Raw genomic sequence first — 15,147 nt, 5'->3', positions numbered from 1 at the left:
TTATGACAGAAAAAAAGGATCTAATCATGGAGGCCTTGGAGGATGTGATCGATCCGGAATTAGGGATCGACATTGTTAATTTAGGTTTGATCTATGGTGTAAATGTTGAAAATGGGAAAAAGGCTACAGTTACAATGACTTTGACTACTATGGGATGTCCTTTGAGTGATATGTTGCATGATTCGATTGTGGAAGCTGCTGAGTCGGTTGATGGGATTGATGAGTGTGAGGTTGAGTTGGTTTGGTATCCAACTTGGGATATTTCACGAATGAGTCGTTATGCTCGTATTTCACTTGGGATATTTAATTAGGATATAAATATAAATATAGATATAACCATTGATAGTAACTGAATTTGCTTAGGATGCCGTCGGTAGTGAAATCTCTGTGGACCTCTGGAACGTGGTGGACACGACTTGGAGCTAATAATTTTACACTTCGTGCAAAATCATGGATCTCCAAGCTCGGTCTTCTGGTAACCTTGCTTCGCAAGCTAACCAGAATTTCACCACTTAGGGTCCACAGAGATTTCGCTACCGACTGGGTGTTGTTCTTTTGTTTGGAATAATTAAATCTGCGGTGGAATTTGGTTCTATTAATTGAATTTTGAAACATAATATTAAAATAAAGCAGCATCTATTAGGAATTTGCTTATGTATAAAATTACGTAAACAAATCTAGAATAGATACTGCTTTTTTTGTTTGAAATTGTTTATGAATCTAAAAAAGTATATTGACTGTATCGTTCAATAGAAGAGAACATACTGTTTACATATTTAGGTTTAGATATATTTTAAAAATCTAGGGCGGAAAAATCTAAATTGAACAAGTATTTAACCCGGAGCAACAAGCCCGATTGGTCTCAGCCGTGAAATTACTTGGTGGGTTTCCCGGTTCTTCAAAAAGTTTGGTTAAAATACATATTAACGAAATAACTTTAATTCACTACTGTCTTACTATCTAATATTTAAAAACGTACAAACAATAGAAACACTCTTTAGTCCGGAGCAAAAATTGGGAATGTGTTCAGCTATGAGATCATTGTTACCGGCTGTGCCGGTTACAATGAGGCCGACTTCGAAGATCCATTATTTTGCACGAAGTGTAAAATAATTAGCTCCGAATCGCGCCCATAGCGTTCCAACAGCATTCCCAATTTTTGTGGAGGACGGCATATTTCCTCCACACCATCTTTTGACCACAACTAAAAAATTTTAAAGACAAGCCACAATGAATGCGCTATCATGAAATTATATAGTGAAGAATTTATCAAAATATCTTAGTTAAAAGTGGGTGACATTTTGAATATTGCCTTAATCGTAACTATCATACTTGTCATGGGCGTTATCTTTGTTAATGGTTGGACTGACGCTCCAAACGCTATTGCCACGGCTGTTTCTACACGGGTTTTGCGGCCGAATGTTGCTATTGGTATGGCGGTTGTAATGAATTTTTTAGGTGCCTTAGTAATGACTTTCTTTAACGCTCAAGTTGCGGAAACTATCAGTAATATTGTTAGTTTCGATGGCGCGGGGAATACTAGTCAGATTGCTTTGGCGGCTTCGTTATTCGCTATTGTCAGTTGGTCAGTTTTGGCCTGGTGGTTTGGGATTCCTACTAGTGAGTCACATGCCTTGATTGCTGGCCTAACAGGAGCTGCTATGGCATTGGGTGGTTTGAATGCGGTCAATGCTACTGAATGGTGGAAAGTCTTGATTGGACTGGTTATATCGACTGTCTTTGGTTTAGGTGCCGGCTATCTGATTACTAAATTGATCATCTATCTTTGTCGTGGTCTGAATCGAATTTTTGCCAATAAATTATTTACTGTCGGTCAGGCTTTAAGTGCGATGGCGATGGCTTTTTTGCATGGGGCTCAGGATGGTCAAAAATTTATGGGTGTCTTCATGTTGACACTCTATTACAACAATTTGGTCGATAAGACCGGCAATGGCTTCGATATTCCTATTTGGGTAATGTTGCTGTGTTCGGTGACGATGGGAGTGGGAACTTCGATCGGTGGTCGTCGGATTATCAAATCAGTTGGGATGGATATGGCGAAGTTGGAGAAATATCAAGGCTTCTCAGCTGATCTTGGTGCGGCCATCACATTATTTATGTGTTCCTTGTTTGGGATTCCCGTTTCAACGACGCATACTAAAACTACCGCCATAATGGGTGCCGGCGCCGCAAAAAGATTGTCATCCGTTGACTGGAGTATTGTGAAAGAAATGGTATTGGCGTGGGTATTAACTTTTCCAGGTTGTGGCTTGATTGCCTACTTGATGTCTAAATTATTTATCGTCATTTTCTAGGAGGGGACCAACATGATTCGAAAAAAGAAGTTTGATTTTTTTGATGCAATGCAAGATCTGGCCGATGATGCCTTGAAAGCTAGTAGTATTTTGACTGAAATTATCAATGATTATGATCCTGACCAGTATCAGGAAAAAATTAAATTGATTAATAAAATTGAAACTGATGGCGACGATGACGTGAAAGAGATCATGGGTGAACTGTACGTTGCCTTTATCACGCCGATTGATCGTGAAGATATCGTTCAGTTAGTTGATAAACTGGATAATATTATTGATGGGATTAACGGATTGACCTATGAATTTCACTATTTGAATATTCAGGAGATGCGTCCGGATACTGATAAATTTATGAAGTTGATCAATGAAGCTATTCGGTCAGTTCAACAGTCAATGATCGAATTTTCTCATTTTAAAAACTCTAAGACACTAGTACAAAATATTGATAATACTAATAGAATTGAATCATTGGGCGATAAATTATATACCCAACATCTGCGAACACTTTTCTGTGATGAAGAGAATGACCCGATTACCGTTATTAGTTGGCAAAAAATTTACGGTGGTTTCGAGAAAGTTCTCGATGCCTGCGAAGATTGTGCTGACGTTATGGGCGGATTAGTTATTAAAAATAGTTGATAGGAATTCTGGATTTATTTCAGGGTTCTTTTTTTTAACCAAATATTAAAACAGATGTAATGAAAACGTATAAAGAAAATTCACAATTACCTTTTATAATGGATGTTATTAAATTTTTACAATTAATGAGATGAGGTAATCTTATACGAGTCAAAAGAAGGAAGTTTAAAAAATATTTGAGGATTCTTTTGATTGCGACGATAGTGATCATTGGTGGTTTGAGTTATCTCTTTAACAATTCAAGTGCATCAACGATTATTGAGAATTTTAGAACTACACAGGCAATCAAAAAGAAGCAAAAAATCATTAAAACTAATCTGACCAACTATCTGAATACCGTTACCAAAGATGGGACTGTGAGTGTCAGTTTTTACAATTTAGGCGCAGAAAGTGGCAGTTCCGCTGCAAGTAGCAAGTATGCCAAACTTTATCAAGCTGGTAGTTTGGAAACTGAATCAAACGCTCATGCAGTTAAAACAGCGGCTAGTACTTATAAACTGTATTTAACAGCTTATCTTATGAACCAGAAGCAAAATGGTGATTTTAGTTGGACAGCTGAAAATACAGATGCCTTTAGTAAGATGATCGTCAACAGTGAAAATGATTTTGCGGAGGCCCAACTTGAAAAGTATGGTGCTAGTACGATCAGCTCCTTTATCAAGAAACAAGGTTGGTATCCATCAGTTTTCCAAGAGGGACAAGCTGCTAAAACAACCAGTTATAGTTTGCAACTGTTATTGAAAGATTTAGCTACGGGAAACGGTGTGTTTGAAAATAAATCCGATCAGACTAAGATTTTGGATTTGATGGGTCAACAAATTTATCGAACCGGAATTCCGACTGGTGCCAACGCCGCCAATGCTGGAACCACCGTACAGGATAAGGTTGGTTTTTTGAATGACACTAACAACGATGCGGGTATCGTGACTTTGCCAAATGGTCAAAGATATATCCTAGTTGTCATGACTAATGGTCATAATCAAAGTGGTTTGAGTGGATTCTCAAGAATTGCTGAAATCACCAAGAATGTGCAGAAGATTGTTTATGGATCTGATGCAGGAACTAAAATTGAAAATTATTCTTAAAAAAGCCGAGAATCTTCTCGGCTTTTTTATTATGGAATTTTTATTAAACAGTTATAAGCCGAATTTGTAAGATATTGTCATTCTTAGACAATTGATACATAACCTTGGGATAAGTTAAACTTCTCGGTAAATCTACGGTATATATGTTGGTATAAATTGGATTGGTTTCTAGAGTATCCGTACGTAAACTGCAGTTGGCGATTCTTATATGATTTGTGTCAAAGTAACTTTGTAGCATAGAATTGGTTTCATTTCTTTGTTTATACTTTATTTCTATTTTTTTGTAAGTATGTACTTTTAGTACACGTTTTAAGATAACAAGAACAAGTAATACGATGACCACAGAAATAAGAGCAATCTGATAATAGCCCATACCAATGGCTAATCCAATACCTGCTGTAGCCCATAAGGAAGCAGCAGTGGTAAGACCAGTAACAGAGTGCCTAGTAATAACAATTGTTCCTGCACCTAAAAATCCAATTCCACTAACAACTTGTGCAATTAGTCTAGCTGGATCGGCTCTGATAACTCCATTAATTTTTGGTAAAACTTGTGCTGTATTAATAACTTGTAAACTAATTTCTTGTTGGATTAATGCGATTAAACACGCTCCTACACACACTAGAATGTGAGTTCTTATGCCAGCAGGATGATTTTTTTGCTCTCTGTCATATCCAATCAATCCAGCAAAAAAGGTTGCTGAAACAAGCCGCAATACTATTTCGGCTGTATTAAGTGTTGTCATTGAAAGTAACTCCATTGGATAAAGATAAACGCTTTTACATTTATCATAGTAATCTCAAAAAAGGACTAGTACAACCATTTTTGTACTTTTTATACATAAATTTTAAATGATACTTGTATTTTTTTTACTTCGTGATATTGTTAATTAGTGAAAGCGCTTTTATAAAAAGTTTTTGTGGAGGAGTTTATGGATAATGCTGATTTAGAGAAGCAATTTAATTTGATTTCTTTAGCGGGGACAGCAAAATCTCTTGCCTACGATGCAATCAATAAAGCAGCCGACGGGGATTATGATGGTGCCAAAGAAGATTTAAAACAATCTGATGAAATACTTGGTAAAACTCATGATATTCAAGTTGGCGATATTCAAGATTTAGTAAACGGAGATGATAGTAAAAAAATAAATTTAATTGATGTTCATGCACAGGATCATTTGATGTCAGCAATAGAAGTACGTAATTTATCAGAAATTATTATCAATATGTATCAAAAACTAAGGAGTGAGAATAAGCATGAATAATATATTGAGTTGGGTAGAAGATAAATTAATGCCGCCTATGGCTAAGTTGTCTGAAGTACGTTATTTAAGAGCAATACGTGATGGTATTGTTTCTACAATGCCTTTAATCATGTTGGGAAGTTTATTCTGTATGATTGCTCAGTTTCCTATTGCAGCATGGACAAAATTCATCGCTCCACATGTTCAAATGGTAATGTTGCCATACCGTATCAGTGTTGGTCTTATGGCGGTCTTTGTTGCATTTGGTGTTGGTTATTATCTAGCCGAATCCTACAAGTTAGATGCACTATCCGGTGGTTTTGTAGCATTAGGAACATTTTTAATGTCTAACTTACCAGTACAAGCTTCATTAACAGAAGCACCTAAAACAGTTTTAGGATTTGTATTACCTATGACATATACTGGTGGATCAGGTATGTTTATCGCTATTTTATCAGCAATTATGGGTGTCGAAATAATGCGGTTTTGTAAGATTAAGAACATTACTATTAAGATGCCAGAACAAGTGCCAGAATCCGTTTCTCGTTCATTTGCTGCAATTATTCCAGCAGCAATTTCAATAACAATCATGTGGGTTATTGTAGCTCTACTAGGTATTGATATGAATAAGCTTATTATGGACTTCTTTAAGCCTATCTTGAACTTAGGTATGAATTCTTACTTAGGTGTTATCATTCCAACATTATTGATTGCTTTACTTTGGTCAGCTGGTGTTCACGGAGTTTCAGTTATTGGGTCTATTTTACGTCCGTTTTGGCTTGTACTATTGCAACAAAACATGGATGCTGTTGCTGCAGGTAAAGTGGCACCTAATATTGGTGTTGAAGGATTCTATTCATTTATCTGGATTGGTGGTGCCGGCGGTACCTTAGCACTTTGTCTTTTGTTTATGATGTGTGCAAAATCCAGTTATTTAAAACAAATTGGTCGTTTATCTTTAGTACCTGGATTATTCAATATTAATGAACCTATTATGTTTGGTGCACCTACAGTTCTAAATCCAATCTTAGCTATTCCATTTATTGTTGGACCATTTATTACAGGTACATTGGCATACATTGCATGTAGTTTGCACTTAGTAAATAATGCCTCAGTAATAGTTCCGTTTACCATTCCATCACCGTTCAAAGTTTACTTAATGACAAATGGTGACTGGCGTGCAATTATTATCGTAATTATTAACTTTGCCATTTATATGGGTCTTTATTACCCATTTGTTAAGGTTTACGACAAGCAAATGGTTGCTCAAGAAAAGCAAGATGAAAAAGAAGAACAAGAAGAAGCTGAAGGAGTAACTGCAGAAATTTAGTTTGGAGAGGAAGTTTTTAAGATGATCAAAGTACTATTCGTTTGTTCACAAGGAATGTCCAGTGCGATAGCCGAAAAAGCTTTAGTTGATGAGGCTAAAAAAGAAAGTGTGGAATTGGATGCTAATGCGGTTAGCACACAGCTTGTAGAAAAAGCACTAGATACAAATCAATATCAAGTATTATTAGTAGCTCCGCAAATCAAGCATAGATATCCAATTATGAAACAATATGCAGATGCACATAATATTCCAGCAGTTCAAATTGAACCAATGGCTTATTCACCATTGGGTGGCAAGAAATTATTAAAGGAAGTGCATGACGCACTGAAATAATCAGGTGAATATAATGAGAAAAGAAATTTACTTATATGGAGATACTTCATTTGGTGGTGCAAAATATTTTGCTCAACAGAATGCAATGACACTTAATTTGACAGGATTATCTAAGAAAGATAAGGAAAAAATTATAATCGAAGTACAAGGACCAGAGAGTACTTTGGATAAATACTTGAAGAAAGTATCAAAAGGAAGTCCATTTTTCAAAGTAACGAAGGTAGAAAGTAAAGATATTGATGAAGTATCTAAAGAAAAAACATTTGCAATTAAATAGTTAGGACTGAGAACAATGTTAAGATTCTGGATAATGATAATCTTCTTTGGTGCCATATTTGTAGTAGGTTTACAAGCAGATCGTTTAATTACGAAGAATATTAAAAATGACTGGTTATTTTATCTAATATTTGCCTTGGCTGTACTAGTAAATGGTTTTGGAATAATATTAGTTCAACAAGTTTTGCTAAAATATATAATGACATTCTTGTTGGCAATATCATTATTAATCCTTTACTTACGTCTTAATCGTGTATTTAAGCATAAGTTAGAAATAATGGAACAACATGGAAATGTAAAACGATAAGGACGTGAAGGTTGTATGAATATTCTACGATTGATTGCACAATCAAAATCATTATTTTCTGCTTCTGAATGGAGGGTGGCACAAATAGTACTGGATTCTCCAGAAGAGGTTCAAAGAATGACAATAGAAAATCTGGCTCAAAGGGCAAATGTCAGCACAACTACAGTAATCAGATTTTATAAGACTTTGAATCAATCTAGTTTTTCTGAATTTAGAGTACAACTGGCAATGGTAATAGCTGATAGCAAAATCAGTAAAAAGAAAATCGATGATGTTAAATTCAAAGACCTTGAAAAAGATGATGGAGTAAAAGGTATTGCTAAAAAATTGGTAGACAATACGGTAGCAGCTTATCAAGAAACAATTGATCGACTTTCTAGTGTGTTAGTAGATGATGTTTGTAAAGTACTTCATAAAGCAAATGAGATTTTTGCATACGGCGTAGGACTCTCATCTATTGCCTGTATGAATATGATGCAAAAATGGAACAGTATAGGTGTAAGAATAAACTATACGGCTGATATAAATACATTATTGACGACCTTATCTACGGCAAAAAAAAATACAGTTTTATTTTTGATATCTAATTCTGGTGAATCATCAGAACTACTCTATGTGGCTAAATTTGCTAAAGAACGTGGACTAACTTTGATTTCATTAACGGAACCTTCCAATAATACTCTTTGCAAGATGAGTGATTATCAGTTACAAACGGCGCTTTCTTTTGAAAGTGAGTACAGAATTGCGGAAAGCACAGCATTGTCGGCACAAACATTAATAATAAATGTTCTTTTCTATCGTTATGTGAATAAATTTGAGGATGACTATACAGAGTTTCTTAAAAATATCCATGGGTCATTATCGGATTATAAGAAGGGAATTAATATCAAAGGGGGAAAATAGGGATTGAAAAAAATTGGTATTTCCATTTATCCCAATAGAGCCACTTTAGATGAAAATGAGAAATATTTAAGTATGGCTCATAAATATGGATTCAAACGAGTTTTTACTTCATTATTAGAGCTAAAAGATAATAGTACGATTAATGATTTTAAGGAAATAAATCTATTTGCTAAAAAACTTGGAATGGAAGTAGAAGTAGATATAAATCCAAGGCTTTTTAAACAATTGAATGTTTCCTATGATGATCTATCTTTCTTTAAAGATTTAGGTGCATGGGGACTACGATTAGATCAAGGATTTACAGGTAAAGAAGAAGCTCAAATGACTTATAATCCTTACAATCTAAAAATTGAAATAGGTATGAGTTCTACACCGGGAAGAATCAACCAAATTTTACAGTACAACCCAAAAGTGGAAAACTTAATGGGCTCACATAATTTTTATCCACATCGTTTCACTGGTTTGAAATTATCACATTTTGAAAAATGTAATGAGATTTATAGAGCAAAGGGCGTCAATACAGCAGCTTTTATTACTTCTCAAAGTGGACACCAAGGTGCCTCACTGATGAATGAAGGGTTACCAACACTTGAAATTCATCGTGATATTCCGTTAGAAGACCAATTCAAATATTATTTATTAACTAATCAAGTAGACGATGTTTTGATTGGAAATGCATTTGCATCAGAAAATGAACTGAAAAAAATTGGTGCTTTATTCTCCTCACTGTATCCAGTCTTTAACGTTCAATTATCAAATTCAACGACTGAATTGGAAAAAGAAGTATTATTCAATAATTTGCACTATTATCGTGGTGATGTTTCAGATTATCTGATTAGATCAACTATGACACGTGTGAAGTATCGTGAACAGTCGTTTGAAGAGCATGATACTGTTGATATCCATAAGGGAGATATACTTATTGATAATAATAAGTACGGACAATACAAAGGAGAGACACAGATAGCACTAACAGATATGCCAAATAATGGATTCATTAATGTTGTAGGACATATTGTTCCAGAAGAAGTTTATTTGTTGGATTATCTGAAACCGTGGAGTCATTTTAATTTCGAACAATCTGATTAATAATATTATTAAAAAACAGTTAGATAATAGAGTCTAACTGTTTTTTTGCGTCTAAAATGTTTTGTCACTGGGGAGGTGACAAAACTAAATGTAACCGTATTCAAGAATAACTTACTATATAACCGTAAAGAGAAACGAATAACAAAGCATATAAATTAAAAAATATTACGGAGGTAAGTATTATGAGTAAAAGTATTCTATTGATTTGTGGTTCAGGAGCATCATCAGGTTTTATGGCAGCTAACATGAGAAAAGCTGCTAAAAAGGAGGGACTTGATTATAAAATTAAGGCTCGTAGTGAATCAGAACTAGGCGATTATATGGATGATATTGATGCTTTAATGGTTGGACCACATTTAAAGGCAGAATTTGATGCTATCAAGGCACGTGTTCCAGAAAACGTAACGGTGGTTTTAATGCACTCTGACTATTATTCAATTCTTGATGGTAAAGGTGCTATTGCGCACCTGAAAGAAGAATTAGGAGATTAGTAGCGGAAAAAGAAAATTGGGGAGTGTGCCAAGATGAATAAATTTATGGATTTTCTCAATAATAAATTTGCACCAAAAGCTCAAGTTGTTGGGAATAATCAATGGATCGTAACATTAAAGAATTCCGTACTTGAAGTATTGCCTTTCATTTTAGTCGGTTCAGTAGTCAGTTTATTAAATATCCCAGGTAATTTTTGGAAATGGTGGCCCGATTTCTCACCAGTAAGTAATTTTACTTTTGGATTATTGTCTATATTTGTAGCATTTTTAGTTCCATTTAATTATATGGAGTTTAAAAAATTAAAGAAACAAAGAATTATTGCAGGATTAACATCAGTCGCTTTATTCTTAATGCTGATTAATCCTAAATTCACTAATTCCGGGGCTACTGCTTCATTTAGTTTTAGTGAATTTGGTGCCGGTGGCATGTTCGTTGCCATTATTGTCGCTATCTTTGTCAGTTTGATTATGGAAGGATTTGGAACATTTTCATTCTTTAGTGAAGATACAGTAATTCCTGATTTTGTTACATCCTGGTTTGATTCAATGTTGCCAATTGGAATAATCATTATTATTGGTTGGCTATTGGTTGATGTGGCTCATTTCAATATGTATAACGCAATTCAATCAATATTTGCTCCATTGGCAACAGGTGCCGATACGATTTACGGATTTACATTTATTCTTTTCCTAGATTGTTTTATTTATTCAATGGGTATTTCAGGCTGGGTTCTATCGCCAATAACACAACCGCTAATGCTCGGTGGTATTGCTGCTAATGTTGCTGCAGTTGCAGCTGGAAATCCCGCAACACATGTCTTTACTAGTGAAGTTATTTATAGTGGTTGGGCATGGATTGGTGGTGTTGGATGCACAATGCCATTGGCACTAATGATGTTATTAATGGCAAAGTCTCAACGTTTAAAGGCTTTAGGAAAGGCATGTATTGTTCCGTCATTATTTAATATTAATGAACCACTTGTTTTTGGTACTGTTGTTTGGAATCCATATTTGATGATTCCGCTATGGATTAACGGTATTGTAATTCCAATTATTACATGGTTAGGTTTAAAGATGGGGTTGGCCGCTATTCCAAAGGCTCTTATGCAAATGTGGTACATCCCATTCCCAATTTCAACATGGATTGTTAGTCCTTCTGTTGGAGCAATTATTTTAATGGCAGTTATCTTTGTAGTGGCTTGGGTCATCTGGTTCCCATTCTTCAAAGTTTACGATGGACAAGTAGTTAAAGAAGAGGCACAAAATTAATTTAAAGGGTTTAGGAGAAGAGACATATGTCAGAAGAAGAATTTGATAATAAATCGGTCAAAGACACAATGGATATTATTATTAACGCTGGTGATGCCCGTGCATTTATTGCTGAAGCGTTAGATGATGTTGGTGATTTTAATTATGAAGAAGCAAAAGAGAATATAAAAAAAGCGGATGCTAAGTTAGTTGTGGCACATCGTCTACAAACTAAGAAACTGCAGGAAGAAGCCGAAGGAGATAAGGTTCAGTATTCGGTTCTGTTCACACATGCTCAGGATACTTTAATGACTATTATGAGTGAATATAATTTGGCAAAACATCTAATTACTGTATTTGAAAAACGCGATCAAAAGTCTAAATGAGGAGATAAATTATGAGAGACAACAAATATCCATATTTTCCAGATAATTTCCTATGGGGTGGTGCTCAAGCTGCTAGTCAGGCTGATGGTGCCTATAAAGAAGATGGTAAAGGATTAAATTCATCAGATGTTCAACCATATTTGAAAGGATTATCTAATGATAAAATCCAAGAACTTGAAACAGAAGGTATGACCCTGGCACAAGTGAAAAAAAATGTTAAAGATACGGTTGATTATTTTCCAAAACGTTTTGGAATTGATTTTTACCATACTTATCCAGATGATATTAAACTGTTAGCCGATATGGGATTCAAAACATTTAGAACGTCATTGGATTGGTCAAGAATTTTTCCTAATGGAGATGACGAAGAGCCTAATAGGTCAGCTTTAGAGCACTACGACAAAATGATTGATTGTATGTTGAGTTATGGAATAGAACCAATCATTACAATGAATCACTATGAAACTCCAATTAATATAACTATTGAATATGGTGGTTGGCCTAACAGAAAAGTAATTCCTATGTTCGAAAAATTTGGTAAGACCTTATTGGACTGGTTTGGTAAAAAGGTTAAATACTGGATTGTTGTCAATCAAATTAATATGGTTCAAATTGAACCGTTCTTATCAGTCGGTGTTTGTTCAGATCAGTATGAAAACGAAGAAGAGGCACTTTATCAAGCTGTTCATAATCAAATGGTCGCAGCTGCATGGATTAAACAATATGCTAAATCATTAAATAATCCAGATATTCATATTGGAACGATGGTTGCCGATGGTACGGCTTATCCTGCTAGTTGCAAGCCAGACGATGTAATTTTAACAATGCGTCAAAATCGGTTACAGTACTTCTTCACTGATGTTCAATTCCGTGGCTACTATCCTGAATATGCTAAGAACTACTTTGCTGAACGTGGGGACAAATTGGACATTGAGGATGATGATATGGATTTGTTAGCCAATAATCATATGGATTTCTTAGCTATTTCGTACTATTATTCCAAAGTTGTAGACTCAACTAAGAATGAATATCGTCCATCAGATACTAGTAAAAATCCTTATCTGAAGGAAAGCCCATGGGGGTGGGCGGTTGATCCTCAAGGTTTGTATAATACGTTAAGTCAATATTGGGACAGATATCAAAAACCTATTATTATAGCTGAGAACGGTATTGGTATGTATGACAAGATTGAAGATGGAAAAATTCATGATCCTTATCGTTCAGAATATATAAGTTCACATATTGAACAAGTTGGTAGAGCAATTCATGATGGAGCCAAAGTAATTGCATATTGTGCTTGGGGGCCAATTGATATTGTAAGTTGTTCGTCGCAACAAATGTCTAAGAGATATGGATTCATCTATGTAGATAAAGATGATGAAGGTAACGGTAGTGGTAAACGATTATTAAAAGATAGCTACTATTGGTATAAGGATGTTATTTCATCTAATGGTAAAAAAATATAAATAAAAAAGACGTATACGGAGATGAGTTATTTGCGTAAAGACCATAAGAAAGAACTATGGGACTATTTACAAAATAACCCTGGATGGCATACTTCTAGTGAATTGGCTGTGGTAATTGGTGTATCTCAACGTAGTATTAAACGCTACGCAAAGGATTTAATCGATACTGCAGCTATTTTTGTAAGTAATGAAGGTTATAAAGCTAACCAAAAAAAGGTAAATAGTACTACTAAAAGAAATTCAGATTATGAAAGTATAAAAAGGGTTTTAATTAATGAATTTACTCAACAGAACCAGTTAAATTTATATGATTTAGCAGATCAATTTTACTTGAGTGAGTCAACAATATTGAAGTTATTAAAAGAGATACAGCTTTATGTAAAGCCTTTTGATTTAGATTTAAAGCAGAATGCTGACAATTGGTCGTTGTTAGGTAGTGAAATGGATAAGCGAAAATTGATCAGTGATATTTTATACAGAGAATCAAAACAGACATTTATTGGTAATGATACGATTCAAGATAGTTTCTCAGATATAAATGTAGTGAAAATTTCAGAAGCTATAAAGAAGTTAACAATGTTAGAAAATATTTATTTAAATACATTCGATTTTAATAATATTTTGTTACATATTGCAATTGCTACTCATCGAATTAAGAATGGTTATCAGCCCCAAAATTCAGAAGAGGATAATAATGAAAACATTACTATTAATAATAATGATGACAAAGAAATCATCCAAGAACAAAACTTTGGGAATAAATTGATTGATTTTGTAGAAAATACAGAGGATATTCATTTTTCTAAATCTGAGAGACAGAGTTTAATATTGATCATTCAGTTTTCTATAACCAGAAAACATAGAGACTTAGAGGATAATGTTAAGCACAGTACGATAGTTTTAGTGGATAATCTTATTAAATATGTTAATTCAATGCTTAATATTGATTTGAGAGTATTGAACTTTAGGGAGCAATTTGCAATTCATATTCAGAGATTGTTGGAACGTTCATCGCATGGCTATGTGGAACGTAATCCAATGACCGAAAAAATAAGAAAGTCATCACCGATAATATATGAATGTGCAGTGCTTATTTCTAATCGTATGGAAGAAATTGAAAATATTACTTTAGAAGATGATGAGATTGCTTATATAGCAATGCATATTGGTAATGCGGTTTCTGAGTATATCAATGATTTGCATAAATTGTACGTGGTGGTATTAATGCCGGACTATCAAAGTGATAACGATGAATTTATGAGTAGACTTGAACGGCTCTTTAGTCAGGATATAGTAATAGGCAGGGTAATTAACAGTCCAGATATGATAAATGAGGTTGATTATCCAAGAAAGGTAGATTTTGTAATTCAGGTTAATTCAGAATATTCATTGTCTGGTATAAGGCATGCTAATATTTCACAATTCTTAACACAGGTTGATTATAAAGAGGTCAATCAGCTAATAGTTTCTTTAAAACATAAGCAAGAAAAGATAAATTTTACAAATAATTTGGAAAAATTTTTTCCAAAAGAAAACTTTAAAATAATAAATGATGAAACAAGCCGAGATGAATTATTTAAAGTGATTTGTGGAGAACTAGAACAAAAAGGTATTGTGACAGCCGATTTCAAGAACAGATTGGAAGCCAGAGAAAGAATGTCTAGCACTGCCTTTGGCAGCGTCGCTATACCCCATTCCTTACAAATGGTTGCTTTAAAGACTCAGGGATATGTTGTAATTGATCCTAAAGGAATAAGGTGGGATAAAGATAATAATCATGTTAATTTGATGTTTCTGTTAGCGATAAATGAAAGCAATAAGCAGGCATATCGGAATATTTTTGATGATTTGTCACAAATAGCGGTAGATCCTAAAAACATTGCCTTATTGGTTAAAGCAAAGACATACGATGAATTTATTAAACAGTTAACTGAACTACTATAGTTATGACAGATACGCTTAATGGTTGAGAATGCCATTAAGTGTATTTTTTTATTCTAAACTTTCATCGCAATACCATTGGTACGATACAATTC

16 protein-coding genes are annotated in these 15,147 nt (G+C 34.3%); 15 read left to right on the top strand and 1 reads right to left on the bottom strand.

The window, feature by feature from the left end:
* Positions 1 to 2: 2 nt before the first annotated feature.
* The 4 genes from U8526_RS09135 to U8526_RS09120 all read left to right on the top strand — a co-directional run bounded on the left by U8526_RS09135 (position 3) and on the right by U8526_RS09120 (position 4,039).
* Positions 3 to 311, top strand: a complete 309-nt coding sequence (locus U8526_RS09135; RefSeq protein WP_334341656.1) for a metal-sulfur cluster assembly factor — start codon at positions 3 to 5, stop codon at positions 309 to 311.
* A 1,026-nt stretch (positions 312 to 1,337) separates the two neighbouring features.
* Positions 1,338 to 2,315 carry an inorganic phosphate transporter gene (locus tag U8526_RS09130; RefSeq protein WP_334341802.1) on the top strand — a complete coding sequence of 326 codons (978 nt, stop codon included), beginning with the start codon at positions 1,338 to 1,340 and terminating at the stop codon, positions 2,313 to 2,315.
* A gap of 12 nt (positions 2,316 to 2,327) precedes the next feature.
* Complete coding sequence (locus U8526_RS09125) at positions 2,328 to 2,954, top strand: DUF47 domain-containing protein (protein WP_334341655.1); 627 nt, start codon at positions 2,328 to 2,330, stop codon at positions 2,952 to 2,954.
* A gap of 188 nt (positions 2,955 to 3,142) precedes the next feature.
* Positions 3,143 to 4,039, top strand: coding sequence for a serine hydrolase (locus tag U8526_RS09120; protein ID WP_334341654.1), 897 nt, complete (start codon positions 3,143 to 3,145; stop codon positions 4,037 to 4,039).
* A gap of 43 nt (positions 4,040 to 4,082) precedes the next feature.
* Here U8526_RS09120 and U8526_RS09115 read toward each other — a convergent pair whose 3' ends face one another.
* Complete coding sequence (locus U8526_RS09115; protein WP_334341653.1) at positions 4,083 to 4,784, bottom strand: MgtC/SapB family protein; 702 nt, start codon at positions 4,782 to 4,784, stop codon at positions 4,083 to 4,085.
* Positions 4,785 to 4,970: 186 nt separating this feature from the next.
* Between U8526_RS09115 and U8526_RS09110 the strand changes: the two genes are divergently transcribed.
* The 11 genes from U8526_RS09110 to U8526_RS09060 all read left to right on the top strand — a co-directional run bounded on the left by U8526_RS09110 (position 4,971) and on the right by U8526_RS09060 (position 15,055).
* Positions 4,971 to 5,303, top strand: a complete 333-nt coding sequence (locus U8526_RS09110) for a PTS lactose/cellobiose transporter subunit IIA (protein WP_334341652.1) — start codon at positions 4,971 to 4,973, stop codon at positions 5,301 to 5,303.
* On the top strand, positions 5,296 to 6,612 hold the full coding sequence (locus U8526_RS09105) for a PTS sugar transporter subunit IIC (protein WP_334341651.1): 1,317 nt from the start codon (positions 5,296 to 5,298) through the stop codon (positions 6,610 to 6,612). Before U8526_RS09110 ends, U8526_RS09105 begins: the two co-directional genes overlap by 8 nt.
* Positions 6,613 to 6,633: 21 nt before the next feature.
* Positions 6,634 to 6,945, top strand: a complete 312-nt coding sequence (locus U8526_RS09100) for a PTS sugar transporter subunit IIB (protein ID WP_334341650.1) — start codon at positions 6,634 to 6,636, stop codon at positions 6,943 to 6,945.
* Between the two features lie 13 nt (positions 6,946 to 6,958).
* Positions 6,959 to 7,222: an acylphosphatase gene (locus U8526_RS09095; RefSeq protein ID WP_334341649.1), complete on the top strand. Its 264-nt coding sequence runs from the start codon at positions 6,959 to 6,961 to the stop codon at positions 7,220 to 7,222.
* A 321-nt stretch (positions 7,223 to 7,543) separates the two neighbouring features.
* The gene (locus tag U8526_RS09090; protein ID WP_334341648.1) at positions 7,544 to 8,431 is read left to right on the top strand and encodes a MurR/RpiR family transcriptional regulator; all 888 of its coding nucleotides are present in this window, start codon (positions 7,544 to 7,546) and stop codon (positions 8,429 to 8,431) included.
* A 3-nt stretch (positions 8,432 to 8,434) separates the two neighbouring features.
* Complete coding sequence (locus tag U8526_RS09085; protein ID WP_334341647.1) at positions 8,435 to 9,520, top strand: DUF871 domain-containing protein; 1,086 nt, start codon at positions 8,435 to 8,437, stop codon at positions 9,518 to 9,520.
* Positions 9,521 to 9,702: 182 nt separating this feature from the next.
* Complete coding sequence (locus U8526_RS09080; protein ID WP_054643007.1) at positions 9,703 to 10,011, top strand: PTS lactose transporter subunit IIB; 309 nt, start codon at positions 9,703 to 9,705, stop codon at positions 10,009 to 10,011.
* A 33-nt stretch (positions 10,012 to 10,044) separates the two neighbouring features.
* Positions 10,045 to 11,280, top strand: coding sequence for a PTS sugar transporter subunit IIC (locus tag U8526_RS09075; RefSeq protein WP_334341646.1), 1,236 nt, complete (start codon positions 10,045 to 10,047; stop codon positions 11,278 to 11,280).
* Between the two features lie 26 nt (positions 11,281 to 11,306).
* Positions 11,307 to 11,645, top strand: coding sequence for a PTS lactose/cellobiose transporter subunit IIA (locus tag U8526_RS09070; RefSeq protein WP_056951081.1), 339 nt, complete (start codon positions 11,307 to 11,309; stop codon positions 11,643 to 11,645).
* 11 nt (positions 11,646 to 11,656) lie between these two features.
* Positions 11,657 to 13,111, top strand: a complete 1,455-nt coding sequence (locus U8526_RS09065; protein ID WP_334341645.1) for a glycoside hydrolase family 1 protein — start codon at positions 11,657 to 11,659, stop codon at positions 13,109 to 13,111.
* A 30-nt stretch (positions 13,112 to 13,141) separates the two neighbouring features.
* Positions 13,142 to 15,055, top strand: coding sequence for a BglG family transcription antiterminator (locus tag U8526_RS09060; RefSeq protein ID WP_334341644.1), 1,914 nt, complete (start codon positions 13,142 to 13,144; stop codon positions 15,053 to 15,055).
* Positions 15,056 to 15,147: the final 92 nt, after the last annotated feature.

Source organism: Companilactobacillus sp. HBUAS56275 (assembly GCF_036913655.1).
In the GTDB taxonomy this organism is placed as follows: Bacteria; Bacillota; Bacilli; order Lactobacillales; family Lactobacillaceae; genus Companilactobacillus; species Companilactobacillus pullicola.
Note: the sequence above shows the minus strand (reverse complement) of the source record. Positions and strands in the feature narration are given on the sequence as shown.